The 25,940-nt window shown below is 71.1% G+C and carries 22 protein-coding genes and 1 other RNA gene; 12 read left to right on the forward strand and 11 right to left on the reverse strand.

Annotation, left to right across the window (positions count from 1 at the left end):
* Positions 1–23: 23 nt before the first annotated feature.
* Entirely contained in the window at positions 24–1,040 is a 1,017-nt protein-coding gene (locus LX14_RS17705; protein ID WP_253648694.1) for a zinc-binding metallopeptidase family protein, read from the forward strand.
* Here the strand turns inward: LX14_RS17705 and LX14_RS17710 are convergent.
* The gene (locus tag LX14_RS17710) at positions 1,012–1,506 is read right to left on the reverse strand and encodes a low molecular weight protein-tyrosine-phosphatase (RefSeq protein ID WP_253648695.1); all 495 of its coding nucleotides are present in this window, start codon (positions 1,504–1,506) and stop codon (positions 1,012–1,014) included. The genes LX14_RS17705 and LX14_RS17710 overlap by 29 nt on opposite strands.
* Positions 1,503–2,219, reverse strand: a complete 717-nt coding sequence (locus LX14_RS17715) for an HAD hydrolase-like protein (protein WP_253648696.1) — start codon at positions 2,217–2,219, stop codon at positions 1,503–1,505. Before LX14_RS17715 ends, LX14_RS17710 begins: the two co-directional genes overlap by 4 nt.
* A 30-nt stretch (positions 2,220–2,249) precedes the next feature.
* Between LX14_RS17715 and cobC the strand changes: the two genes are divergently transcribed.
* Genes cobC through LX14_RS17735 form a run of 4 tightly spaced genes read left to right on the forward strand, consistent with a single transcriptional unit; the run spans position 2,250 to position 6,526 of the window.
* Entirely contained in the window at positions 2,250–3,362 is a 1,113-nt protein-coding gene (gene cobC, locus LX14_RS17720) for an Rv2231c family histidinol phosphate aminotransferase CobC (protein WP_253648697.1), read from the forward strand.
* A 50-nt stretch (positions 3,363–3,412) separates the two neighbouring features.
* Positions 3,413–4,552 (forward strand): Nif3-like dinuclear metal center hexameric protein, encoded by a 1,140-nt coding sequence (locus LX14_RS17725; protein WP_253648698.1) that lies wholly within the window; start codon positions 3,413–3,415, stop codon positions 4,550–4,552.
* A 58-nt stretch (positions 4,553–4,610) separates the two neighbouring features.
* Positions 4,611–5,348 (forward strand): zinc ribbon domain-containing protein, encoded by a 738-nt coding sequence (locus LX14_RS17730; RefSeq protein WP_253648699.1) that lies wholly within the window; start codon positions 4,611–4,613, stop codon positions 5,346–5,348.
* Between the two features lie 2 nt (positions 5,349–5,350).
* Positions 5,351–6,526: a bifunctional RNase H/acid phosphatase gene (locus tag LX14_RS17735; RefSeq protein ID WP_253648700.1), complete on the forward strand. Its 1,176-nt coding sequence runs from the start codon at positions 5,351–5,353 to the stop codon at positions 6,524–6,526.
* Positions 6,527–6,644: 118 nt separating this feature from the next.
* On the opposite strand, the gene LX14_RS17740 is transcribed toward LX14_RS17735, so the two are convergent.
* The 3 genes from LX14_RS17740 to LX14_RS17750 form a co-directional block, all read right to left on the reverse strand.
* Complete coding sequence (locus tag LX14_RS17740; RefSeq protein ID WP_253648701.1) at positions 6,645–7,952, reverse strand: cytochrome P450; 1,308 nt, start codon at positions 7,950–7,952, stop codon at positions 6,645–6,647.
* 114 nt (positions 7,953–8,066) lie between these two features.
* A complete protein-coding gene (locus LX14_RS17745; protein ID WP_253648702.1) occupies positions 8,067–9,056 on the reverse strand; it encodes an SDR family oxidoreductase in 990 nt (329 codons plus the stop codon).
* A gap of 56 nt (positions 9,057–9,112) precedes the next feature.
* Positions 9,113–9,892 carry an SDR family NAD(P)-dependent oxidoreductase gene (locus tag LX14_RS17750; protein ID WP_253648703.1) on the reverse strand — a complete coding sequence of 260 codons (780 nt, stop codon included), beginning with the start codon at positions 9,890–9,892 and terminating at the stop codon, positions 9,113–9,115.
* A gap of 120 nt (positions 9,893–10,012) precedes the next feature.
* On the opposite strand from LX14_RS17750, the gene LX14_RS17755 reads away from it, so the two are divergent.
* The gene (locus LX14_RS17755) at positions 10,013–10,738 is read left to right on the forward strand and encodes a TetR family transcriptional regulator (RefSeq protein WP_253648704.1); all 726 of its coding nucleotides are present in this window, start codon (positions 10,013–10,015) and stop codon (positions 10,736–10,738) included.
* 31 nt (positions 10,739–10,769) lie between these two features.
* Here the strand turns inward: LX14_RS17755 and LX14_RS17760 are convergent, their stop codons facing one another.
* The 3 genes from LX14_RS17760 to LX14_RS17770 form a co-directional block, all read right to left on the reverse strand.
* The gene (locus tag LX14_RS17760; protein WP_253648705.1) at positions 10,770–11,720 is read right to left on the reverse strand and encodes an alpha/beta fold hydrolase; all 951 of its coding nucleotides are present in this window, start codon (positions 11,718–11,720) and stop codon (positions 10,770–10,772) included.
* A gap of 104 nt (positions 11,721–11,824) precedes the next feature.
* Positions 11,825–13,051, reverse strand: a complete 1,227-nt coding sequence (locus tag LX14_RS17765) for an SLC13 family permease (protein ID WP_301283865.1) — start codon at positions 13,049–13,051, stop codon at positions 11,825–11,827.
* Between the two features lie 19 nt (positions 13,052–13,070).
* Positions 13,071–13,589: a DUF1697 domain-containing protein gene (locus LX14_RS17770; protein ID WP_253648706.1), complete on the reverse strand. Its 519-nt coding sequence runs from the start codon at positions 13,587–13,589 to the stop codon at positions 13,071–13,073.
* A gap of 52 nt (positions 13,590–13,641) precedes the next feature.
* Between LX14_RS17770 and rnpB the strand changes: the two genes are divergently transcribed.
* Positions 13,642–14,051, forward strand: an RNA gene (rnpB, locus tag LX14_RS17775) — RNase P RNA component class A.
* Positions 14,052–14,132: 81 nt separating this feature from the next.
* Here rnpB and LX14_RS17780 read toward each other — a convergent pair.
* From LX14_RS17780 to panB, 3 genes are read right to left on the reverse strand one after another with little or no spacing between them, the layout of a single operon-like run.
* A complete protein-coding gene (locus tag LX14_RS17780) occupies positions 14,133–15,632 on the reverse strand; it encodes a CYTH and CHAD domain-containing protein (protein ID WP_253648707.1) in 1,500 nt (499 codons plus the stop codon).
* Complete coding sequence (gene pip, locus LX14_RS17785; RefSeq protein ID WP_253648708.1) at positions 15,629–16,606, reverse strand: prolyl aminopeptidase; 978 nt, start codon at positions 16,604–16,606, stop codon at positions 15,629–15,631. Before pip ends, LX14_RS17780 begins: the two co-directional genes overlap by 4 nt.
* A 43-nt stretch (positions 16,607–16,649) precedes the next feature.
* Positions 16,650–17,507 carry a 3-methyl-2-oxobutanoate hydroxymethyltransferase gene (panB, locus tag LX14_RS17790; RefSeq protein WP_253648709.1) on the reverse strand — a complete coding sequence of 286 codons (858 nt, stop codon included), beginning with the start codon at positions 17,505–17,507 and terminating at the stop codon, positions 16,650–16,652.
* 204 nt (positions 17,508–17,711) lie between these two features.
* On the opposite strand from panB, the gene LX14_RS17795 reads away from it, so the two are divergent.
* From LX14_RS17795 to LX14_RS17815, 5 genes are all read left to right on the forward strand, one after another.
* Entirely contained in the window at positions 17,712–19,316 is a 1,605-nt protein-coding gene (locus LX14_RS17795) for an alpha/beta hydrolase (RefSeq protein WP_253648710.1), read from the forward strand.
* 246 nt (positions 19,317–19,562) lie between these two features.
* Positions 19,563–20,903: a type I glutamate--ammonia ligase gene (gene glnA, locus LX14_RS17800; protein ID WP_253648711.1), complete on the forward strand. Its 1,341-nt coding sequence runs from the start codon at positions 19,563–19,565 to the stop codon at positions 20,901–20,903.
* 82 nt (positions 20,904–20,985) lie between these two features.
* Complete coding sequence (locus tag LX14_RS17805; protein WP_253648712.1) at positions 20,986–23,994, forward strand: bifunctional [glutamine synthetase] adenylyltransferase/[glutamine synthetase]-adenylyl-L-tyrosine phosphorylase; 3,009 nt, start codon at positions 20,986–20,988, stop codon at positions 23,992–23,994.
* Entirely contained in the window at positions 23,991–24,971 is a 981-nt protein-coding gene (locus tag LX14_RS21020; RefSeq protein ID WP_253648713.1) for an endonuclease/exonuclease/phosphatase family protein, read from the forward strand. The genes LX14_RS17805 and LX14_RS21020 overlap by 4 nt, the downstream gene beginning before the upstream one ends.
* Entirely contained in the window at positions 24,968–25,939 is a 972-nt protein-coding gene (locus tag LX14_RS17815) for an endonuclease/exonuclease/phosphatase family protein (RefSeq protein ID WP_253648714.1), read from the forward strand. The genes LX14_RS21020 and LX14_RS17815 overlap by 4 nt, the downstream gene beginning before the upstream one ends.
* The last annotated feature ends 1 nt before the right edge of the window (position 25,940 follow it).

A 25,940-nucleotide genomic window follows, 5' to 3' on the forward strand; every position in this document is an offset into this window, starting at 1 on the left:
CCCCTGCCGAACGGAGCGCTCCTGTGCGCGACTTCTCCTGCCGCAACTGCGGTCAGCAACTCTCCTTCGAGAACACCCTCTGCCTGAAGTGCCGCAGCGCACTGGGGTTCCACCTGCCGACGCGGATCATCCACGTCCTCGACGCCGACGAGAACGTCGAGGTCGACGGCACCACGGTGACGCGCTGCGCGAACACGGTCATCGCCAAGTGCAACTGGCTGGTCGACGCCGACGCTCCCGAGGGTCTGTGCGAGTCCTGCCGTCTCACGCGCACCCGTCCCGCGGACGGCGACACCACCGCGCTCGCCGAGTTCGCCCGCGCCGAGAAGGCCAAGCGGCGGGTGATCCTCGAGCTCGACGAGCTCGGGCTGCCCATCGAGGGACGTGACGAGGACCCCGAGACCGGTCTCGCCTTCGACCTGTTGTCGAGCGAGAACGAGAAGGTCATCACCGGTCACGCCAACGGGGTCATCACGCTCGACCTCGCCGAGGGCGACGACGTGCACCGCGAGCAGCTCCGTGTGTCGATGGACGAGCCCTACCGCACCCTGATCGGCCACTTCCGGCACGAGATCGGGCACTACTACCAGATGGTGCTCGTCGGCGACGGGCCGCACCGGCCGCGCTACGAGGAGCTGTTCGGCGACCCCGACGCGAGCTACCAGGACGCGCTGGACCGTCACTACAACCAGGGTCCGCCGGAGGACTGGAAGCGCGACTACGTCTCGTCGTACGCGACGATGCACCCGTTCGAGGACTGGGCCGAGACGTTCGCGCACTACCTGCACATCCGCGACACCCTCGACACCGCCGCCGCGTTCGCCATGGCACCCGCCGGTGCCACTCTCGACGCGGACCTGCCGGGTGCGGTCGGGTTCGACCGGATCATCGAGCTGTGGCTACCGCTGTCCTGGTCGCTGAACCAGATCAACCGCTCGATGGGCCACCAGGATCTCTACCCGTTCGTCCTGCCGGCGAAGGTCCTGGAGAAGATGTCGTTCCTGCACCAGCTCATCGCGCCGGGTCCGGACGCGTCCTGACCTGCTCTCGGATCCAGTCGACGATCCCGGGCGTGGCCGCCTCCACCTGATCCCGCACGACCGCGAAGTCGTCGGCGTCGCCGTAGTACGGGTCGGCCACGTCGAGGTCGTCGCCGTCGGCGTCGGGGTCGAAGCTGCGGAGCAGGCGGGTCCGGTCTCCGTCGCCGCGGCGCGCGAGCGCGCGGCGATGGCCCGAGTCGAGTGCGACGAACAGATCGGCGTCGTCGTGCTCCGGCCCGAGCACCGCCGCGCTGTGGGTGTCGTCGTAGCCGCCCTTGCGCAGCTCTGCGCGGGCGCGGTCGTCGGCGGGGTCGCCGACATGCCACGACCCGGTGCCCGCGCTGTCGACGCGGACCTCGTCGGCGAGTCCGGCCTGCTCGACTGCCGCCGCGACGATGTGCTCGGCCATCGGGGACCGGCAGATGTTGCCGGTGCAGACGAAGGTGATGTGCAGCGGTGCGGTCATCGCGTCGCCGCCCCGGAGGTCGTGGCCTCGTCGAGGCCGAGGATCGCGCGCAGGTCCGCGACCGAGGCGACCGACCACTGGGCGTCGTCGACCTCGCCCGGGCGCGCGTACCCCCACTCGACGAAGACCGCCGGGATCCCGAACTCACCGGCGCCGTGCACGTCGTGGGAACGGTCGCCGACGATGATGACGTCGGCCGTCGGGTCCCCGGATCCGGCGGCGGTGACCCCGAGTTCGGCGAGGGCGTGGGCGACGACGTCACTCTTGCTGCGGCGGGTGCCGTCGTCGCTCGCGCCGGCGATGACGTCGAAGTGGCCGTCGAGGCCGAAGTGCTCGAGGATGCGTCGCGCGGTGGTCTCGTTCTTCGACGTCGACACGGCCATCCGGCGTCCGCTCGCGCGGAGGTCGCGCAGGAGGTCGTCCATCCCGGGGAACACGGAGTTCTCGCGCCAGCCGATCGTCGTGTAGCGGCCGCGGTAGGCGGTCATGGCCGCCTCGACGGTGTCGTCGTCGAGACCGAGTGCTGTGAACGTGTCCGACATCGGCGGTCCGGCGATCCCTGCCACCACCTCGGGGTCGGGCTCGGGCGCGCCGATCTCGGACAGTGCGTGGCGGAAACTGGCGGCGATGCCGTCGAACGAGTCGGTGATGGTGCCGTCGAGGTCGAAGAGGACGGTGGTGGACGGCGCGGCAGGGTCGGCGGGTACGGGCACGGTCCCATTGTCCCCGTAGGCTGGGCTGCCGTGACGCCCGGTGTGACGAGGTCCGACGATCTCGGGGACCGCTGGGTCGATCACGCCGGGGTCGAGGACCTCCGCCACCACGGTGACGTCGACGTCCGTCCCGGTATGCTGGATTTCGCCGTGAACGTCCGCGGCCGTACCCCGTCGTGGATCCGGGACATCCTGCGTGACCGCATCGACGACCTGTCGGTGTACCCGACTCCCGACGACGAGCAGGCGGCGGTCGACGCGATCGCCGTCGCCCACGGTCGCGACGCCGACGAGATCGCCGTGTTGGCCGGGGCCGCGGAGGGTTTCGCACTCGCCGCCGCGCTGCGGCCTCGACTCGCGGCGGTCATCGCCCCGTCGTTCACCGAGCCCGAACGCGTGCTGCGCGCGTCGGGGGTGCCCGTGACGCGGGTGGTCCTGCCGCCGCCGTGGCACCTGGAGGACGCCGTGGTCCCCGACGACGCCGACCTCGTGGTGATCGGCAACCCGACCAACCCCACGTCCGTGCTGCACGCCGCCGATGTGGTCGCGGGGATGTGCCGTCCCGGCCGGGTGGTGGTGGTCGACGAGGCCTTCGCCGACGTCACCCTCGCCGAGACGGGTTCTGCGGCAGGACGATCCGTCGACGGGTTCGTGGACGAGCCGGAGAGCGTCGCGGACCGCCGGCTGCCGGGGCTCGTCGTCCTGCGCAGCATCACCAAGACCTTCGCCGTCCCCGGACTGCGTGCCGGGTACGTGATCGGTGACCGCGACGTGGTGTCGCGGTTGGTGTCCGGGCGCCCGCATTGGCCTGTCGGGACGTTGCAGCTCGCGGTGGTCACCGCCGCACTCTCCGAGCGGGGTCACGCCCATGCCCGCGAGCAGGCGCGCGCGGTGCGCGTCGAGCGCGAGGCGATGGTGGACGCGTTGCGGGGGAGCGGGATCGAGGTGTGCGGCGACCCGTCGGCGTCCTTCGTGCTCGTCCGGGACGCGTCGGCGCAGCGCCGACGGGATCACCTGGCGGCGGCCGGCATCGCGGTCCGACGCGGCGACACGTTCCCCGGGCTCGGGCCCGGCCACCTCCGGCTCGCGGTGCGTCCGCCCGACGATGTCGCCACCCTCCTGCGGGCCTGGCCGCTGTCCTGAAGCAGCTCACCCGTTCCCAACCTCATCCCAGCTCACGAAAGGCGCACCCGATGGCCGCAGTCGGAGAACTCGTCGACCTGCTCGACGCGCACTACCCGCCGCACCTCGCCGAGAGCTGGGACAGCGTCGGACTGGTCTGCGGCGACCCGCTGGACACGGTCACGGCGGTGCTCGTCTGCGTCGACGTCACCGACGCCGTCGTCGACCACGCCATCGCCCACGGCATCGAACTGGTCGTCGCGCACCATCCGCTGTTGCTGCGCGGGGTCGACACCGTCGGCGCCCACACGCCCAAGGGACGCATCATCCACCGGCTCGTGCGCGCAGGGTGCGCCCTCTACACCGCGCACACGAACGCCGACATCGCGCGGCCCGGCGTGTCCGACGCTCTCGCCGACGCGCTGGGCGTCCTCGACACCCGGCCGCTGCAGCCCACCACCGGACGCCCGCTGGACAAGTGGGTGGTCTTCGTCCCCGTCGACGACACCGAGGCTGTCGCCGACGCCATGTTCCGTGCCGGCGCCGGGTCGATCGGTGACTACAGCCGCTGTCGCTGGCAGGTCACCGGCACCGGCGGGTTCCTGCCGGGTGACGGCGCCACCCCGCACATCGGCACCGTCGGCGAGCAGGAGGAGGTGACCGAGGACCGCGTCGAGATGGTCGCCGACCCCGCCCGTCGCGAGGCGATCCGCGCCGCACTGCGCGACGCCCATCCCTACGAGGAACCCGCCTACGACGTTCTCGTGGAGGCCGCCCCGGTCGAGGACCGAGGGCTCGGCCGCGTGGGCAGGCTCGCCGCCCCGACCACACTCGGCGCGTTCGCGGAGCACGTCGCGGCGTCGCTGCGTCTGGCGCCGTGGGGCGTCCGTGTGGCCGGCGATCCCGACACGGAGGTCACCACCGTCGCGGTGTGTGGCGGGGCCGGTGACTCGCTGCTCGACGAGGCCACCGCCTCGGGCGCGCACGTGTACGTCACAGCCGACCTGCGCCACCACCCCGCCGACGAGCACCTGCGCGCCGGCGGTCCGGCGTTGGTCGACGCCGGCCACTGGGCCACCGAGTTCCCGTGGTGCGCGCAGGTGGCGGGTGTGGTGCGCGGGCACGATGCGTCGCTCGTCGTCGACGTGTTCACCGCGCCCACCGATCCGTTCACCGTCCACGCCGCCGGTGAGACGGACTACGGCGAGTAGTGTCGCCGGGTCCGTACCTGCACCGATATCTCCGCAACCGAGAGGACCCCTGTCGTCGATGAGGGCCGATCCCGCCGCCCAGCGCGCACTGCTCGAACTCGCCGACGCCGACGCGGAGGTGGCGCGCGCAGCGCACCGCCGCAGTCACGCGCCGGAGGTCGCCGCCGTCGACGAACTCGTCGAGGCGTTGCGCGTGCATCGTGACGCCGCCGTCGCTGCGCAGATCGCATCCGAGGACCTCGACCGCGAGGTGCGTCGGATCGAGAACGAGATCGCCGTGCTGACGACGCGGGAGAGCAAGGACACCGCCCTGCGCGACAGCGGGACGCTCCAGGGCAAGGCGCTGGTCGAGATCGGTCACGAGCTCACCGGCCTCGCCCGCCGTCGCGGACTGCTCGAGGAGGAGCAGCTCGAGGTGATGGAGCAGCAGGAGGCCACCGCCGCCGAGGAACTGCGGTCCGGCGCGCTGGTCACCCACACCGAGGAGCAGCTGGCGCAGGCGCGGGAGCGCGCCGATGCGGTGGTCGGTGACATCGACGTGCAGGTGGCGTCCGCGGCACGACAGCGCGACGGGATCCGCGAGCGCGTGGAGCCCGCGTTGTTGGCGATCTACGACGGTCAGGCCGCCCGCGGTCGCGTCGGCGCCGGCTTGCTGCGTCAGGCCCGGTGCGGTGCCTGCCGCATGGAGATCGACCGGGGCACGCTGGCCCGCTACGCCAAGGCCGACGCCGACGAGGTGCTGCGCTGTGAGGAGTGCGGCGCCGTGATCGTCCGCACCCACGAGTCCGGGGTCTGAGCGTGCGGGTGATCGTCGAGGCCGACGGTGGGTCGCGCGGGAATCCCGGTGTCGCGGGCTACGGCTCGGTCGTCTTCGACGCCGATCACTCCGCTGTGCTCGCCGAGCGCAAGGAGTACATCGGGCGCGCCACCAACAACGTCGCCGAGTACCGCGGGTTGATCGCGGGACTCGAGGCCGCGCTCGAACTCGGTGCGGACGAGGTGTCGGTCCGGATGGACTCCAAGCTCGTCGTCGAACAGATGTCGGGACGCTGGAAGGTCAAGCACCCGGACATGATCCCGTTGGCGCAGCGCGCCCAGGCGATCGTCGCGGACCTCTCGCATGTCGACTTCACGTGGATCCCGCGCAAGCAGAACTCCCACGCCGACCGCCTCGCCAACGAGGCCATGGACGCTCAGGCAGACGGTCAGGTCGCGACGACGCCCGAGCCGGCCGCCCCCGCCGAGAAGACCGCCCCTGCACCGACGGCCGCTCCCGCCGAGAAGGCCGCGCAGACGGCACCGTCTGCGCCGACCACGAAGCCCGCCACCGAGACCGGCCCCGGCTGGACAGGTGCCATGGGCAAGCCGACCCGGCTGCTGTTGGTCCGACACGGCCAGACGGCGCTGTCGGTGGATCGCCGCTACAGCGGGCGCGGCAACCCCGAGCTGACGGCACTGGGTGTGCAGCAGGCCGATCGTGTGGCCCATCGCATCGCGTCGAAGGGCGGCATCGCGGCCATCGTGTCCAGCCCGCTGTCCCGCGCGCGGGCCACCGCCGACGCGATCGCCCGTCGCGTCGGGCTGCCGGTCCACGAGGTGGAGGGCTTCACCGAGACCGACTTCGGTGAGTGGGAGGGCCTCACGTTCATGGAGGCGACGCAGCGCGATCCGGAGCTGCACCGCGCATGGATGTCCGACACGTCGGTCGCCCCTCCGGGCGGCGAGAGCTTCGACGCGGTCACCGACCGCGTCCGCGCTGCGACCGCGCAGGTGGTCGACGAGTACGGCCCCGGCAACGTCGTCGTGGTCAGTCACGTGACGCCGATCAAAACCGTTCTGCGACATGCCCTCGACGTCGGGCCGTCGATCCTCTTCAAGCTCCACCTCGACCTGGCGTCCCTCTCCACCGCCGAGTTCTACGCCGACGGCGGCTCGTCCGTCCGTCTCGTCAACGACACGAACCACCTCGCCTGACATCCCGGTCGGCCGTCACCCGACGCACGGAGTCCGTTGTGCGGTCGGGGTCTTCGGCTAGACCGCCATCGCCGCCGACCCGTTCGACCGACAGCCCGTGACATCCGGATGACCGCGGTCATCCGCGCAGACGCACCGGATACGACGAGTACCCGTGCAGCACACGCGTGGTGCGACGGACCGGCTCGCCGTCTCGGACGAGGGTGGGGAACCGCTCGAACAACGTCTGCAGGCCGACCTCGGTCTCGGCGCGGGCCAGTGCGGCACCCAGGCAGAAGTGCCGACCGCCGGAGAATGCGTGGTGCTTGTTGGCGTTCTCACGCGACACGTCGAACCGGTCGGGGTCGGGGAACACCGACGGGTCACGATTGGCGCCGGCCAACACCAGCAGGATCAACCGGTCCGCGGGCAGGGTGGTCCCGGCGACGTCGGTCGCGCGGACGGCGGTCCGGGCCGTCATCTGCACCGGTGATCGCAACCGCAGCATCTCGTCGGCTGCGTTGGCCCAGAGATCGGGCTGCGCGGAGAGGATCTCGAGCTGGTCGCGGTGCGTGGTCAACAGGTCGATGCCACTGCCGAGGATGTTCACGGTCGTCTCGAAGCCAGCGGCGAGGACGAGGCCGGCCGTCGCCAGCAGCTCCTCCTCGGTGAGGGCGACGCCGTCGTCACGCGCGGCGATCAGCTGGCTCATGAGGTCGTCGCCGGGGGTGTCCCGCAGCCGGGCGAGGTGGCCGTGGAGCCACTCGACGAACTTGCTCAGGCCCTCGTCGACACGGCGGTGTTCCGACCACGACAGACCGAGATCCAGGCTGGGTGCGGCGAGTTCGCCGAACTGCAGGACCAGGTCGCGCTCGTCCTCGGGCACTCCGAGGATGTCGCCGATCACCGCCACCGGGAGCCTCGCGCAGTACCGGTCGATGATGTCGACCACGCCCGTGTCGCCCTCGAGATCGTCGAGGAGGCGGTGCGCCGTCTGCTCGACGTTGTCGCGCATGGCCGCCACCGCTCGTACCGTGAACACCGAGGACACCAACCTGCGGTAGGTGGTGTGCGACGGGGGTTCCGTGGCCAGGAGGGACGGCGGCCGCAGTGGGTGCAGTCCGCCCGACCGCGTCCACTGCTCGACGGCGGCGATGAGCCTGGGCCCCTGCGGGCCCGACCCGGTGGTGCGGAAGTCGTCGGACCGCAACACATCTCGCACCACGCCGTGGTCGACGGTCACGTCCGCGAGCCTGCCCCGGGCGACCGGCCCCCGCGACCGGATCTCCCGGTGTACGGGCCCGGGATCGACACGGACCTGCGGGTCGCTGATGAGGCGGGCCTGGAGATCACCCAGCCGTGCACCGACGGGAGCGACGGCGCGCACCACACCGTGGGTCGCCAGCCAGTTCACGCGTCGACGTGCGGACTGCAGGGGACTGGGCATCGACTGCCTCCTGGATTCTTCGATCACTGTGTGGCACGGCGAGCGTAGCACTATTAAACAGCAGTTCAGTAGTGGTCGCCTCGCGCTCGACGCCGTGAACCGGGACGAACAGTGTCAGCGGTGGGTGTTCTGCACGCGTCGAGCCACCTCGCGTCGGGCGAACTCGCGGTAGCCGGTCGGGGCGCGGCCGAGCAGCGCCGGGAGGTGCGTCAGGTCGCCGACGGCCAGGCCGTGGGTGTCGTAGTAGGTCATCATCTGCACGTAGTTGTCGCGTGCCTCGCGCGGCCAGGAAGAGATGCCGCGCGCGTTCGACGCCTCCAGTGCTCCCCGCACCAGGTGGGGGCTGCGTCGTGGCGAGAGCGTGGGAATGGCCCGGGCGATCCCGCCGGCGAGGGCACCGGCGGCGGACAAAGGTGAGACGACCACCGTCGGGGGGAGTCGCACCGCGGTGACCGGGTGGCCCAGCGCGTCGGCGAACGCCTCTGCCATCGCGTCGCGGGTCAGTGTCTCGGTCGACAGGTCGTAGGTCCTGCCCACGTGCTCGTCGGGTGCGAGGAGGACGGTGGCGGCGGCCTGGGCGACGTCCTCGACGTCGACGACGCCCATCGAGCTGGTCGTCGAGACCGGGTAGGGCATCAAGCCTCCGCGGATGAACTGCCAGAACTCCAGGTAGTTCTGCATGTAGTGCGACGGCCGCAGGACCGTCGTCGGGATGGGCTGCCCGGCGAGCAGCTTCTCCACGGATTCCTTCTGAGTGTGGTGGGACAGGTCGGTGATCTCGGGGTGGATGACGGAGTGGAACACCAGATGCGACAGGCCATGTCGCGCTCCCAGATCGATGATGCGCTCGGCGATCGGACCCTCGTCGATGATCTGGGTCGGCGCAGCGTGGTACATGCTGTCCGCGCCTCGCATCGCGTTGTCGAGGGTCGTCGGTTCACGCATGTCGCCCACGCGGAACTCGGTGGCCCCGTCCCGGCGTGCGATCGATGCCTGCGCCTCGTTCTTCACCAGTGCGCGGACGGTGCATCCCGCAGCGCTCAGGGCGCGGACGAGGGGTCGGCCGACGCCGCCGGCGGCGCTGGTGACGAGAACGGTGGACATGGTCGGGCTCCTCTGTGAGTCGATCGGGACGAGTGGGGATCGGGGACGACGTCGGGTCAGCTGGAGGCGCGCATGGATCGCTGCAGCATGGGCAGCAGGACCCTGTTCGGTACCGCGCGGGCGCCTGTTGCGGCGAGGGTGTTGCGTCGGCCGGAGATGACGTAGAGCGGTGGACGAGGCTTGTCCAGGGCCGCCAGAGCTGTTCGGGCCACGTGGTCGGGCGTCTGCATCGCCCCGACGATCGCGGCGTTGTCACCGATGACGTCGAAGAACTCGGTCTGCGTCGGACCGGGCGCGAGAGCCATCACGCGGACGCCGTGGGGTCGGGCCTCGGCCCACAGTGCCTGGGTGAAGCTCAGCACGAACGTCTTCGCGGCGGCGTAGACAGCGAGTGTGGGGACGGGCTGGAACGCCGTGGTGCTCGAGACGTTGACGATGGTGCCCGAGCCCCGCGCGACCATCTCGGGCAGGAACGCGTGACAGACGTCGACCAGCGCGGCCACGTCGACGGCGAGAACGCGGTCGAGGTCGGCGGCGCCGGCGTCGACGAACGGTCCCTGCGTCGCGACCCCGGCGTTGTTGACGACCAGGTCGACGTCACCGCCGATCCTCTGCCGCAATCGCGCACCCGATCGGTGCCCGGCCAGGTCCGCGGTGACGACCTCGCAGGTGATGCCGTGCGCCGCCTCGAGTTCTGTTGCCAGTTCCCGCAATCGGTCCTCGCGCCGGGCGACCAGCACGAGGTCCGACCCACGATCGGCCAGTTGACGTGCCAGGGCCCGGCCGATCCCCGAGCTGGCGCCGGTGATCAGCGATCGCGTCGGCGTGAAGGTCATGGGGTTCCTCTGGGGTTCGCGTGTCGGCAGGGCGGGGCACACCCATAATGCAAAAACTGCAGTCATCATGCAATAGTTCGCGCATTGCGGGTGGGGCTGTCCGGCTCGTAGGTTGTCGTCGTGGCACGCCAGTCGCGGTTCTCCGCCGCCCAACGACACTCGGCGGTCCTCCGCGCGTTCGGGGGCGCCGAGGACGCCGAGGCGGTCGCCCGGGAACTGGGCGTGCACAGCGCCACGCTGTACCGGTGGGCGAAGGAATCGCAGCGCGATCCCGGCGGCTCGGCGCGTGTGCGTCTCATCCGCGCGGCGCAGGACATGTTGCGCGACAACACCTATGCGGCTGTCACCGTCGAGGCGGTTGCCGACCGGAGCGGCGTCGCACCGCGCACGGCGTTCCACACGTTCGCGGGCAAGGCGGACCTGTTCCAGGCGGCTGTGGACGACGCCGCCGCGAGATTGGTCGATGTCATCAAAACCGCGGCCGGCCAGGTCTCCTGGCCGGAGACCCCACTCGGGCAGCTGAGCGTGTTCCTGACCGTCGCGGCCCGGAGCATCTACGAGACGCCGACCGCGCACGTGCTGTTCCGCGACGCCGGCGTCCCGCGGGTGGACGGGCCCGCGGAGAACTGGCACACCGCCTTCCTCGAGGCCGTGGCGGCGCTGATCGCGGCCGGCGTCGACAACGGTCAGATCGCCGCCGGCGTCGACGTCCGCGCGTCGGCCGCGGTGATCACCGGGGCGATGCGGGGCATCCACGCCGCGGTGTTCGACGGGGCCGACGCCGCCGTGGCTGTCGAGATGGTGGGCCGACTGAGCGCGATGGTCGGTGACGACCCGGGGTCGTGATCTGTCAGCCGAGGCGTTCTCGCGATCGCCGTCAGAAGTCCAGAGGTCCATCCTCCGGCGACACGAACCGGTGTACCTCCTCCAGGAAACGGCGCGGACGCTCGATGTGCGGCCAGTGGCCGGTGTGATCGAAGCGGACCTCGTCCGCCGAGGGCACTCTCGACAGGAACAGTTCGACGTCCTCCGGCGGCGACAACGCGTCACCGTCACCGCGCAGTATCCGTGTGGGGCAACGCACCTCGGCGAGGTCGCGGCCGGGATCGACCCACGCCGCCGACGCCAGGACCGGGAAGGTCGCCGGCGCACCCAGGTCCTGCATCGTCGCCCGCACCACCTCGGGATCGAGGAGGTCGGGCCGGGCGACGAACGCCCCCAGGGCGGCACGTCGCAGTCGCGGTGATCCGGCGATGAGCGTGGCGACGGGTCGCGGCAGCGGGAGTCCCACGATCGCCGACTCTGCAACCAGTGTCGCGACCGACGCCGGGTGGCGGCGAAATGTCTCGGCGGGGCTGCGGGCGAGGCGGACCAGCGACAGGATCGGGCCGCCGGTGATGATCAACTTTCCCAGCCGGGTCGGGTGTCGCACGGCGGCACGCGTACCCACCAGTGACCCCATCGAATGGCCGACCAGGACGGGTGCGTCGATCTCGAGTGCGTCGCAGACGTCGACGACGGCATCGGCAAACCCGTCGAGGGTGAGGTGGTGTCGCGACAACGGCGACGCACCGAACCCCGGGAGGTCCAGCGCGATCACCCGATAGCGCTGTGCCAGCACGGGGAAGAGATGTGCGAACCAGCGCCAGCTCGCCGAGATGCCGTGCAGGAGGACGAGGGTCGGCCCGTCGTCGTGGGGGACATCGACGTAGCTGACCCGTGTGGTCGGGGTCTCGACGCTGCGTGTCGACCGGTGCCGGCGGTCCGTCGGCACAGCTCCGGACGGCACCACGCCGTAGTCGGCCCAGACGTCGGGGACCTCGGGCACGGCGGACCTCCAGGTCGTTTGCGGGAGGCCCCATCTTCACATCTCGCTGACTGAGAGTCAACGAGATGTCGACGCTGCCGCGGACAGACCCCGTCCGCACGTGCTCAGCTGACCAACCACAGCGCGGTGACCGCGGCGACGATCGACGGCGGGCCCGCGACGAGACCGAGGGCGGAGAAGCCGACGGCCGAGACCTCGACCCCGTCGCGGCTGACGATGCGGCGCCACAGCAGGTTCGCCAGCGAGCCGACGTAGGTCAGGTTCGAGCCGATGTTCACGCCGAGCATCATCGCCAGCAGCGCGACGGTCGGCGAGCCGGACATCGCGGCGAGCAGGAGGAGCGTCGCGGGGATGTTGTTGATGACGTTGGCGACCACCGCGCCGATCGCGGCGATCCCGAGCAGCGCGAGCAGGCCGGTGCCGTGGGGCACGATCCCGGCGAGCCAGCGTCCGATCGAGCCGTCGGCGATGGCGGCGACGAGAACGCCGAGCGCGAACACGAACAGCAGGAACAGCGGGTTGATCGCGCGGACGACGTCGGTGGCGCCGGACCTCCTGCGCGCCATGGCGATCACCGTCAGCACCACCGCGCCCGCGGTCGCGAACCACACCGGCTCCACACCGACCTGGGACGAGAGGACGAAGCCGACGAGGGTCGCGGCGAGGACGCACAGCGCGGCGACCGGTGCCGGTCCCGGCTCCTCCGGATCGTGGTCGGGGACGTCGGCGATCTCTGCCCGGAACCACCAGCGGTGCACCGCGTACTGGACGACCAGCGTCGCCAGCCACGGCAGTGCCATCAGCACCGTGAACCGACCGAAGCTCAGCCCGGTGGCCGAGAACGCCAGCAGATTGGTCAGATTCGAGACCGGCATCAGCGACGACGCCGCGTTCGCGAGGCTGATGGTCGCGACCGACAGGGGTCGGGGTCGCACACCGAGCCCGCGGGTGACCGCGATGAGGACCGGGGTGAGCAGGACGACGGTGGCGTCGAGGTTCAGCGCCGCGGTGGTCACCGCGGCGCCGACGAAACCGAGCGCGAAGAGTCGCCGTCCGTTGCCGGCACCCGCGCGCCCGATCTGGCGGGACACCCAGTCGAACACCCCGAGCACCTCACACGCATGCGAGAGGGCCAGCAGCGCAGCGAGTGTGGCGACGGTGGACGTCAGACGGTGGACCTCGTCGAACGCCTCACCGAGGGTCACCGCGCCGACCGCGATCGCGATCGCGGCGGCGGGGACCGCGACAGTCGCCTCGGGCAGCCCGCGCGGCCGCCAGACGGCGAACGCGAGCGCCAGCACCATGAGCGCCACCGCGCCCGCCTCGATCATCTCCCTCGACCCCGGTGCCTCAGCCCAGGATCTTGCGCAGGGTGCGCAGATTGCGGTTCGTGGTCGTCGCCTTGTGACGCGACCGGCCGAGTTCCTTGCCGAACGCGCTCGACAGCGTCTTCTTCTGGGGGACCGACCAGTAGACGACGCCGTCCCCGCGCTCGACCGACTCGATGTCGAGGTCGATGTCGACGCCGAGGAGCTCGTCCACGACAGCCTCGTCGGCGACGAACACGACGTAGGCGTGGACCCCGTCCTGTTCCTCGAAGGGGTACGCCTCGGTCACCGCGGCCACGTGGTCGGCGCGATGGACGAACGCGAAGGCGTCGTAGCCGAAACGGTCGGACAGTGCCGATTCGAGCTGCGCCCGCAGCGCTGCGACATCGTCGGAGTCGCTGGTGAACCGCACGTTGCCGGTGGCGAGGACGGTCGAGACGTCGGTGTGTCCGAGTTCGCTGATCAGTGCGCGCAGGTCCGCCATGGCGATGCGGATGCCGCCGACGTTGATGCCCCGGAGGAGCGCGACGTACTCGGTCACCGGGCAAGGGTAGAGGGTGCCTCACCGGACGTGTCTACGATGACGGGGCGAACGAGTCGGCCGGGTGATCGCGGCGTCGGGGACAGCCGCCTTCCGGCGGCGGGCCCGGTGTCGAGGAAAGTCCGGACTCCACAGAGCAGGGCGGTTGCCAACAGCAACCCGGGGCGACCCGCGGGACAGTGCCACAGAGAACAGACCGCCGACCCGTGAGGGCCGGTGAGGGTGAAACGGTGCGGTAAGAGCGCACCAGCGCCGTGGGTGACCACAGCGGCTCGGTAAACCCCGCCCGGAGCAAGGTCGAAGGTCGCACCGCGAGGTGCGGCTGCGCAGGTGCACGAGGGCTGCTCGCCCGAGCCTGCGGGTGGACCGCACGAGGCACCCGGTGACGGTGTGTCCAGATGGATGATCACCACCGACCGCATGCGGTCGGGACAGGATCCGGCTTACAGGCCGGCTCGTTCGCCCCACACCGCCGCGCCCCACACCGCTGCGGTCCGTGGCGCTCGGCCGTCGACGATCAGAGACCGTCGCCCACCGACGCGGTCAGAGGCTCTCGGCGACGCGCTCGTAGGTGCGCAGCGCAGCGTCGTGCGCTGCCTGTTCGCGCGCATCGAGACGTCCGAGCACGAACGCGTCGGCCGGGTCGGTCACGCTGTGGACCACCTCGGCGATCAGCTCGCGGCTCAACGAGGCGTCGTTGGAGTCACCCAGAGCCGACTGGATCTTCTTCGCCGCCGACGCCGTGGCCGCGTACTTGCGGGTGCCCAGCGACGCACCGGAGTCCGCGACGTACCGCAGACGTTTCGCGCGCTTGCGGACGGTGTGCATCTGCTCCACCCAGTCCGCGGAGTCCGTCTCGAGGCCGTCGGCCGTCGCCTGCGCCTTGCGCACCTTCTTCGCGCTGCCCCGCACCGCGTCCCGCAACGCCTTCTTGGCCGGCATCTCGGCGTCGGCGCCGGCCGGCGGGCGCACCAGCAGGTCGTCGAGAGCGTCGAGCAGAGAGAAGTACCGCGAGCTGTTCAGGGCGGCGACTGCCGACCGCTGACCGCGTGACCGACGTCGCAGCTGCTCGCCGACGAGACGGTCGCGCACGGTCTCCGACGCGTCCTCGTCGGCCAGCAGATCCCGATAGCGCTCGGCGGTCACCTCCGCGTCGCGGACGACGCCCAGGATGGACGCCAGCTCCTTCAGCTCGGCGTCGAGGCGGTCGACCTTGGGGCCGTCGATCACGCCGCGGAACGCCCGCAGCACGCTGCGCAGGCGGCGCGTGGCCACGCGCATCTGATGGACAGCGTCCTCCTCGTCGGCACGGACGCGCGGGTCGACGTCGACGAGTTGCTCTCGGTGACGGGCGAGTTCGGCCACCACCAGCTCGAGTGCCGTGGGTGAGGACGTCAGCCGAGGAACACCGGAATGAGCGGGCGTCGCGCCGATGGCACGGGCGAGTTTCGACGCGGCCGACGCGGTCCGGGCGCCCGCGCCGCGCAGGAGTGCCTCGGCCTCCGGCAACAGCTCGCGCCCACCTTCCACCAGTTCGAACTCCCATTCCGCCCAGGTGTGGCAACTGCCGCCCGGCAGCAGGGAGTCGGCGGTGACGATGTCGGCGCACAGGACGGCCAGCACGCGGTCGTCGGCGTCGCGGGCCTCGCTGATGAGACGACGGGTCGCGATGGTGGCGATGGGGTCGAGGCGGCGGCCCCGGACGTGGACCCGGACAGGATCGAGGATGTCCTCGGGGACGGTCGCATCGAGGTCGCCGTCGGCGGTGAGCGGTCCCAGCGGTGCCTGCAGCTCGCGTCGCCCACCGGCGTTGCCCGGCCGCTTGAGATGCCAGCCCTCGTCGTGCCCGCCGATCCTGCGCCGCAGCGTGATCCGGTGATCCGTGAGGTCCAGGTTCTCGGTGTCGAAGTAGGTGGCGTCGAGGTTCTCCTCGACCGGGCCGGTCACCGAGTCGACACCGGGAAGGCCCGACAGATCGGGGACGGCACGTCCGGCGTCGACGTCGAACTTCAGCTCGATCTCGATGTGCTCGCGCGCACTCACGCCGGCACCCCTTCCTGTTCGGTGGTCGGTCGGAACCCGTCGGTGGCCTCGACGAGGTGGTGCACGATGCCGGGTTCGAACGAGGCGTGCCCGGCGTCGTCGACGATGTGCAGCCTGGCCGACGGCCACGCGCGGTGCAGATCCCACGCACTGCGCACCGGACAGACGACGTCGTAGCGGCCCTGGACGATGACGCCGGGGATGTCGGCGATCCGGTCGATGTCGCGCAGCAACTGGCCGTCGTCGAGGAAGCCGCCGTGGGTGAAGTAGTGGTTCTCGATGCGGGCGAACGCGAGATCGAAGCGGACGTCGACCTCGCCGTCGTCGGGGCGGGGGAGCAGGTGGCTGGTGGACTGCTCCCAGTTCGTCCACGCCGTCGCCGCTGCCTGCGCGACCGTCGGGTCGTCGGAGGCGAGCAGTCGGGCGTAGGCGGCCACGAGATCGCCGTCGCGCTCGTCGGCGGGGACCGGCGCCAGGTAGCCCTCCCAGAGATCGGGGAAGACGTGGGCCGCGCCGCCGTTGTAGTACCAGTCGATCTCGCTGCGGCGCAGCAGGAAGATGCCGCGCAGCACGAGCTCGGTGACCCGGTGCGGGTGCGTCTGCGCGTACGTCAGCCCGAGCGTGGATCCCCACGACCCGCCGAACACCATCCAGCGGTCGATGCCGAGGTGCTCACGGATCCGCTCCATGTCGGCCACGAGGCGGTCGGTGGTGTTGACCGACAGGTCGGCGCCGTCGGCGATGTGTGGCGTCGACTTCCCGCAGCCACGCTGGTCGAACAGGACGATGCGGTAGGCCGCGGGATCGAAGAAGCGACGCTGCTCGGGTGACGTGCCCCCGCCCGGCCCGCCGTGGACGAACACGACGGGCTTGCCGTCGGGCGCACCACTGCACTCGACGTGGATCCGTTGTCCCTCACCGACGTCGAGCATCTCCGAGGAGTACGGCTCGATCGGGGGATAGAGCTCTCGCATGCCTCCACTCTGCCAGGAGAGGAGGGCATACCGGGCGCAGGACTCAGTAGCTGTGTTCGGGCCCCGGGAAGACCCCGCGACGGACCTCGTCGGCGTACTGCTCGGCGGCACGGAGGAGTTCGCCACCGACGTCACCGAAGCGCTTGACGAACTTCGCCGTCTTGCCGTGCGTCATGCCGGCCATGTCCTGCCAGACCAGCACCTGGGCGTCGGTCTCGTTGCCGGCACCGATGCCGACGGTGGGGACGGTCAGCTTGCGGGTGATCTGTCCGGCGAGGTCGGCCGGGACCATCTCCATCACGACGGCGAACGCACCCGCCTCGGCGACGGCGATCGCGTCGGCGACGAGCTGCTCGGCACCGTCACCGCGGCCCTGGACGCGGAAGCCGCCGAGACCGTTGACGCTCTGCGGGGTGAAGCCGATGTGGGCCATCACGGGGATGCCCGCGGCCGTCAGCGTCGCGATCTGCTCGGCGACACGCTCGCCGCCCTCGAGCTTGACCGCGTGCGCGCCGGCTTCCTTCATGAAGCGCGTGGCCGACGCCAGTGCCATCGTCGGGCCGCTCTCGTAGCTCCCGAAGGTGAGGTCGGCGACGACCAGCGCGTGCGGTGCGCCACGGACCACGCCGCGCACCAGCGGGATCATCTCGTCGATGGTGACCGGGACGGTGGTGTCGTAGCCGTAGACGACGTTCGCGGCCGAGTCGCCGACGAGGAGCACGGGGATGCCGGCCTCGTCGAAGACGCGGGCGCTGGAGTAGTCGTAGGCCGTGAGCATCGACCAGCGCTCACCCTCGGCCTTCATCTGCGCGAGGTGGTGGATCCGGGTGGCGCGGCGGCGGGGTGCTGCGGATTCGGTGGGAACGGACCCGTAGACGGGTGCATCAGAGGTGTCGGACATCGTCGTCCCTTTCGTGCCTCGGGTCTCGCGTCGCGAGTACCCGGGTGGATGGTGACCCGACAAGTGTGGCACCGCGGTGCCGGGACCCCCAGAGCTGCCCGGTGTGCCCTCGCTCACACCCGGGGTCGAGGTGCAGCCACCACCGTCGTCGACCAGCGCGCGGCGCCGACCGGTGCGGCGTCGCGCGCGTGCCACGATGGCCCGATGACCTCCCGCCGGCGCAGTCGCCTCACGGTCGTCGGCACCGCGGTCCTCGTGTGCGCGGCGCTGGTGCTGTCGGGATGCAGCGGCGGCCGGCTGTCCCGGCTCGACAGCGGCGCGGCGTCGTCGTCGGAGGCGGCACCGCCGGTGTCGTCGACCGTGCCCTCGCCCACCAGTGGGCCGCTCGCGCGGTTCTACACGCAGCGCATCGCGTGGGGGACCTGCGCGGAGTTCGCGCCCGACGCCGACTACCCGCCCCAGCGCAGTGACTGCGGACGGCTCACCGTCCCCGTCGACTATGACCGGCCTGACGGGGCGACGGCGTCGCTGGCGGTCTTCCGGCTGCGGGCCGCGAAACAGTCGACCGGCATCCTGCTGACCAATCCGGGCGGGCCGGGTGTGTCCGGCGTCGAGTACATGGCCGGTACCGCGTCCCAGTTCGCGGGCATGGCGGTCGGCGACACCCTCGACATCATCGGGTTCGACCCACGGGGCGTCGGCCGGTCGACGCCGGCGGTGCGGTGCCGCAGCGACGCGCAACGCGACGAGGTGCGCGCCAAGGACTGGGTCGACACGTCGCCGGCCGGGATCGCTGCGACCGAGGCCCGCAACGCGGCCGTCGGCGCCGCCTGTCTGCAGGCGATGGGCCGGGAGTTCCTCGCGCATCTCGGGACCAGCGACGTCATCGACGACATCGACGTCCTGCGCGGTGCGCTCGGCCGACAACAACTGAACTGGCTGGGGTACTCCTACGGCACCTACATCGGCGCCCGCTACGCCGAACGCTTCCCGACGCGGGTGCGCGCGATGATCAACGACGGCGCTGTCGATCCGTCGTCGAACCCGGTCGCCGACACCGTCGCGCAGAACGCCGGGTTCCAACGCGCCTTCGACGACTTCGCGGCCGACTGCGCGACGCGTCGTGGATGCCCGCTCGGTTCGGACCCCGCCCGCGCCACCGAGCGGTACGTCACCCTGGTCCGATCGCTGATCGGGCGCCCCGCCCCGACCGGGGGACCGCGGGCGCTCTCGTACGGCGACGCGATCACCGCGACCGGCCAGGCGCTCTACGCGCAGACGCTCTGGCAGTACCTCCGCGACGGACTCGGCGAGCTCCTCGCGGGACGCGGCGACGTGATGCTGCGGTTGGCCGACCTCTACGAGGGGCGCGACCGGCAGGGTCGCTACGACACCACCGCGGATGCGTTCACCGCCATCCGGTGCGTCGACGGACCGCCGATCGCCGACCGCGCCACCATCGACCGTCTCGACAACGAGTTGCGGCGCACCGCGCCATTCCGCGACGACGGGCGCGGGTCCGGACGCGGAGCCGGTGACGAGTGCGCGTTCTGGCCGGTGCCGCCGACGTCTCAACCCCACCGGATCGACGCCCCCGGGCTGCCGACGACCGTCGTGGTCTCGACCACCGACGACCCCGCCACGCCCTACGCCGCGGGTGTCTCCCTCGCCCAGCAACTCCGTGCGCGGCTCGTCACTTTCCGCGGCACCCAGCACACCGCAGCGTTCGAGGGCAACGCCTGCCTCGACGGGCCGCTGACGCGATACCTCACCGATCTCACACTGCCGGCCGAGGGACTCCGCTGCTGATGCGCCTGTTCGCACGGCCACCCGTCGTTCGCGTGGCCGCTCGTCGTTCGCATGCCGCCGGGAGCGTGCGAACAGCACGTCGTCGTGCGAACGTCCCGAGACCGTGCGAACGGGCGCGAATCATCCGGCCGCTGGGCCGCCGGGAGGCCCCGGAGTAGGCCGAATCCGTGATCTCACACAGGCGGACCGGCGACACACCACCGCTTGTAACACGGATTTAACAGCGCGCTCCTAGCCTCTGACGGTATGGATCGCCAAAAGGAATTCGTGCTCCGCACGCTGGAGGAACGCGACATCCGATTCGTTCGGCTCTGGTTCACCGACGTGCTCGGATACCTCAAGTCCGTGGCGATCGCACCGGCCGAACTCGAGGGCGCCTTCGCCGAGGGGATCGGCTTCGACGGCTCGTCGATCGAGGGGTTCTCGCGGGTGTCGGAGGCCGACACCATCGCCAAGCCCGACCCGTCGACGTTCCAGGTTCTGCCGTGGACCACGAGCCAGGGCAAGCACCACTCGGCGCGGATGTTCTGTGACATCGCGATGCCCGACGGGACACCGTCCTGGGCCGATTCGCGCCACGTGCTGCGCCGCCAGATGAACAAGGCGGCCGACCAGGGCTTCACCTGCTACGTGCACCCCGAGATCGAGTTCTTCCTCATGAAGGACTCACCCACCGACGGGACCCCGCCGACCCCGGCGGACGGCGGCGGCTACTTCGACCAGGTCGTCCACGGCAGTGCACCCAACTTCCGTCGCCACGCCATCGAGGCGCTGGAGTCGATGGGCATCTCCGTCGAGTTCTCCCACCACGAGGGCGCACCCGGCCAGCAGGAGATCGACCTGCGCTATGCCGACGCGCTGTCGATGGCCGACAACGTCATGACCTTCCGCTACGTCGTCAAGGAGGTCGCGATCGGTGAGGGCGTCCAGGCGACGTTCATGCCCAAGCCGTTCTCCGATCACGCCGGCTCGGCGATGCACACCCACATGAGCCTGTTCGAGGGCGACACCAACGCGTTCCACAACCCCGACGACCCGATGCAGCTCTCCGACACCGGCAAGCAGTTCATCGCCGGGATCCTGACGCACGCGCCGGAGATCAGCGCGGTGACGAACCAGTGGGTGAACAGCTACAAGCGACTCATCCACGGTGGTGAGGCCCCGACCGCCGCGACGTGGGGCGGTGCGAACCGCTCGGCGCTCATCCGGCTGCCGCTGTACACCCCGAACAAGGCGTCGTCGCGACGCATCGAGGTCCGCAGCCCCGACTCGGCCTGCAACCCGTACCTGACCTTCGCGGTGCTGATGGCGGCCGGGTTGAAGGGCATCGCGGAGGGCTACGAGCTGCCCGACGAGGCCGAGGACGACGTGTGGTCGTTGACGTCGGCCGAGCGTCGCACCATGGGCTACACGGAACTGCCGGGGAGCCTCGCCGACGCACTGAAGGCGATGGAGTCCTCCGAGCTGGTCGCCGAGGCGCTCGGCGAGCACGTCTTCGACTACTTCCTGCGCAACAAGTGGACCGAGTGGAACGATTACCGCAGCATGGTCACCCCGTTCGAACTCGGCCGCTACCTCTCACTCTGACGGGAGCCCCCCTGTGTCCCGCGGGGCCCGGTGACCGGCGGGGCGCTGTGACCGATCGGACACTGCCGCTACCGTCTGTGGCGTGAGTTCTCTCCCGTCGCGGGCGGTGGTGCCGGGTCCGGCGCGTCTCGGTCTGCTCGACGAGACGGCCGCCGCCTCGCTCGACGAGCTCGGCTGGACCACCCAGGCCGACCTCGCCGTGCTGTGGTCGTTGTCGCGCGCCCCCGACCCCGACTTGGCGTTGCGCGCCCTGACGCGCCTGCGGGCGGCCGTACCGGACTGGGCGGACCTCGAGGCCGGGCTGCGGGAGCGGTCGACGCTGCGGGGTCGGTTGTTCGCGGTCCTCGGTGCGTCGGAGGCGCTCGGCGACCACCTCGTCGCCGAACCCGCCACGTGGCATCTGCTCGATGCGGCCGACCTCCCGACCGCCGCGCAGATGGAGGAGACGATGCTCGCCGCCGTCGACGCCGTGCGGGCGACCGGCGAACACATCGGCGACGACGACCACGTGTTCCGCGCCCGGCTGACCGGCCCGAAGGCCGTGGTCGCCCTGCGGCTCGCCTACCGGGATCTGCTGCTGCAGATGGCGGCCCGCGACGTCGCCCCCGCGGTCGAGGACGAGCCCGTCGTGTGGTTCCCCGAGGTGGGTCGCTACCTGGCCGATCTCGCCGACGCCGCGCTGACCGCCGCGCTCGCCGTGGCCATCGCCGAGGTGTGCGGCGAGAACGACGTGCCGGTGCGTCTGGCCGTCATCGCGATGGGCAAATGCGGTGCGCGCGAGCTGAACTACGTCAGCGACGTGGACATCGTGTTCGTCAGCGAACCCGCGGACACGACCTCGGCCCGCATCGCGGGGGAGTTGATGCGGGTCGGGTCGTTGGCCTTCTTCGAGGTCGACGCAGCGCTGCGCCCGGAGGGCAAGGCCGGCGCGCTCACCCGCACCCTGGCCTCGCATCTGGCCTACTACCAGCGGTGGGCCAAGACCTGGGAGTTCCAGGCCCTGCTGAAGGCGCGGCCCATGACCGGGGACATGAGCCTGGGGTGGGAGTACCTCCACGCGGTGGCGCCGATGGTGTGGGAGGCATGCGAGCGCGAGGACTTCGTCAGCGAGGTCCAGGCGATGCGCCGACGCGTGGAGAGCAACGTCCCCGCCGAACTGCGCACGCGGGAGCTCAAACTCGGCCGGGGCAGCATCCGGGACGTCGAGTTCGCCGTGCAGCTGCTGCAGCTCGTCCACGGCCGAACCGACGAGTCGCTGCGGGTCGCGTCGACGGTGGACGCGCTCGCCGCGTTGAACGCCGGTGGCTACGTCGGACGCGACGACGCCGCGAACCTGACCGCGTCGTACGAGTTCCTGCGACTGCTCGAGCACCGGCTGCAGCTGACGAAACTCAAACGCACCCACCTGCTCCCGGAGTTCGACGACACCGAGGCCCTGCGGTTCCTCGCGCGATCGGCCCACATCCGCCCCGAGGGCGATCTCGACGCGGCGGAGTCGTTGCGTGCGGAGATCCGGCGGCAGTCCCAGCGGGTGCGTCGGCTGCACGAGAAACTGTTCTACCGCCCACTCCTCGAGTCGGTCAGCAAGCTCGACATCGACGGGCTCCGCCTCTCCGACGACGCGGCCACCCGTCGCCTCGCCGCGCTGGGCTACGCGAAGCCCGAGCACGCACTGAGCCACCTACGCGCGCTGACCGGCATGCGCGGACGCCGCGGACGTATCCAGGAACTGTTGCTGCCCACGCTGCTCGAGTGGATCAGCAACACCCCCGACCCCGACGCCGGACTCCTCAACTACCGACGCCTGTGCGACGAACTCGCCGACCAGGACTGGTTCCTGCGGCTGCTCCGCGACGACGGCGTCGTCGCCGAACGGCTCATGCGGGTGCTCGGTGCGTCGGCGTACATCTCGGACCTGGTGATCCGCTCGCCGGAGGTCATCCGGCTCTACGCCGACTCCGCCACCGGACCCAAGCTCGTCGAGGTCGATCGGGGTGACGTCGCCAACGGTCTCGTCGCGTCGGCCCGCCGCCAGAAGGATCCCAAGCGCGCGATCGCCGTCGCCCGGTCGCTGCGGCGCGCGGAGCTCGTGCGCATCGCCTCGGCCGACATCCTGGGCATGCTCGACGTACCGGCTGTGTGCGAGGCCCTGTCCAGCGTGTGGGGCGCCGTGCTGAACGCCTCCCTACAGGTGGTCATCGCCGACTCCCTCAAGGACGGCGAGGCCGCACCCGCCCGCATCGCGGTCATCGGGATGGGCCGCCTCGGCGGTGGCGAACTGGGTTACAGCTCCGACGCCGACGTCCTGTTCGTCTGCAGTCCGGTCGCCGGCGTCGACGAGTCGCAGGCGGTGCGGTGGTCCAACACGATCGCCGAACGCGTCCGGACCCTCCTGAACACGCCGAGCGCGGACCCACCGCTGGAGATCGACACCGGGCTGCGTCCCGAGGGCCGCAACGGCCCCGTTGTGCGCACGCTCGGCGCCTACTCGGCGTATTACCGACAGTGGGCGCAGGCGTGGGAGATCCAGGCGCTGCTACGTGCGCACCCGGTGGCCGGTGATGCCGCCCTGGGAACCGCGTTCCTGCACATGGCCGATCAGACCCGCTACCCCGAGGGCGGGGTGTCGCCCGACGCGGTGCGCGAGATCCGGCGTATCAAGGCCCGCATCGACGCCGAGCGGCTGCCGCGCGGCGCCGACCCGCACACCCACACCAAGCTGGGCCGCGGCGGTCTGGCTGACATCGAGTGGACCGTGCAGCTCTTGCAACTGCGTCATGGGCACCGGTTGCCGTCGCTGCACAACACGTCCACGCTGCAGACGCTCGACGCCATCGGCTCGGCGGAGCTGCTCAGCGAGACCGACGTGACCCTGCTCAAGGAGGCGTGGCTCACGGCGACGGCAGCACGCAACGCGATAGTCCTCGTGCGCGGCAAGGCGATCGACCAGTTGCCCGCCCGCGGGCAACAGCTGCGGGCCGTGGCGTACGCGGCCGGGTGGCCGGAGGACCAGGCTGCCGAGTTCCTCGACAACTACCTGCGGGTCACGCGGCGCGCGAAAGCGGTCGTGCTGAAGGTGTTCGGCGGGTGAGGCGGTCCCGGTCGTCGGTGCCCCGTCGCCGTTGGCCGTCGGTTCTGCGCGCTCTCGCCGTGGTGGTGTCCACGGTGCTGCTCGTCGGCGGCATCACGGCGATCTGGCTGCACTGGTATCCCGGGCGCGGACGCGTCTCGACCGCTCTGACGGCGGGTGTACCGATCGCCGTGGCCGGTGCGGCGGTGGCACTCGTCGTGGCGCTGCTCGCGCGGCGCTGGATCCTCGCGGGCATCGGTGTCGTGGTGGTCGCGGCCGGGGTGTGGACGCAGGTCCCACTGTGGGTCGCGCACACCGCGCCGTCGGGACAGCGGATCACGCTGGTGCAGAGCAACATCAAGCTGGGCGCGGGAGACCTCGACGCGGTCGGTCGGATCGTGGCCGACAACGACGCCGCGGTGCTGACGATGAACGAGGTGACGCCCGACGCGGCCGCCCGCATCGAGACCTCCGCGCTGCGATCGCTGCTGCCGTTCCGTTACGTCGTCGCGGGCACGGGCGGCGTCGGCACGGCGATCCTCAGCCGATACCCGCTGCGGGACACCGCACTGCTCGACGGTTACGCGTTGAACTCGTTGCGCGCCACCGTCGAGATCCCCGGTGTCGGCGACACCGTCGTCTACGCGATGCACCCGATCCCGCCCTACCCGTACGACTCCTCGCGCTGGGTGCGGGAGATGGGGATGACGCGTGCCGAACTGCGGGCACAGCGGGGTGCCCGGGTCCTCGTCGGCGGCGACTTCAACGCCACCTGGGACCACCGTCAGTTCCGCGATCTGCTGAGGGAGGGCTACACCGACGCGACCGAGACCGCGGGTGCCGGGTGGCTGCCGACCTACCCGCGGGACGAGTGGTACGGCCCGCTCATCGGGATCGATCATGTGCTCGCCCGCGGGTTCACCGCGACCGACGTCCACACCGCCGACGTGGCCCGCTCCGATCACCGTGCACTCGTCGCGAGACTGACCGTCGGGTGACCGGTGCGCGGGCGGCGCGTGCCGCTGTGTGCGACGGGGTCGTCGTCGCGGCGCTCGGCGTCTCGGTCGCGGCGACCGCGCTGCGTCGATATCGCGGCACCGCCCAGTTGCCCATCGCCGCACAGAGTTTCGCGTCGTGGATGGTGCTCGGCGCCCCCGCGGCGGTCGCGGTCGCGGGGGTACGACGACGACCTCTCGCACTCGCCGCGGCGACGGCGGTGACAGCGGTCGCCGTCGCCGATCGTCGTGCCCTGATCCCGCGGTGGCGGCGAGGTGGGTCCGAGGCCGGGGGACTGCGTGTCCTGCAGGCCAACCTCTGGCTCGGACGGGCCGACCCGCAGGCTGTCGTCGACGCGGTCCTCGCACACGACGTGGACCTGCTGTGCGTACAGGAGCTCACGCCGGAGTGTCGGGATGCCCTGACGCGGGCGGGCCTCGACGAGCAGCTCCCGTACCGCCATGTGGCGGCGGCGCCCGAGGGCGCGGGTACGGGGCTCTGGTCCCGCCGTCCACTCCGGGGCGCTCGCGAACTACCCGGTTTCACGCTCGCCGCGGTGCAGGCTCAGATGCACCTGCCCGGGGGCGGGGAGGTCACGGTGCTGTCGGTGCACCCCATGCCGCCCTACCCCTACGAGCCGCGACTGTGGCTGTCCGAGCTCGCTTCCGTCCGCGCCGCGATCGACCGGTGCGCCGGCCCCGTCGTCGTGGGAGGCGACCTCAACGCCGCACACGACCACGCGGCGTTCCGGGATCTGCTCGCCGACGACCTCCTCGACGCGGGCGCGTCGTCACGATCGGGACCGCTGCCGACCTATCCGGCCCACCGCCGGTGGATCCCGCCGCTCATCGGCATCGACCACGTCCTGCTCCGCGGTGTCCGAGCAAGCGGTGTGGTGGCGCTGCGACTTCCCGGGTCCGACCATCGCGCACTGCTCGCGACGGTCCACGTCGACCGACCCGGCGGCTGAC

The sequence above is a fragment of the Williamsia deligens genome (assembly GCF_024171765.1).
In the GTDB taxonomy this organism is placed as follows: domain Bacteria; phylum Actinomycetota; class Actinomycetes; order Mycobacteriales; family Mycobacteriaceae; genus Williamsia_A; species Williamsia_A deligens.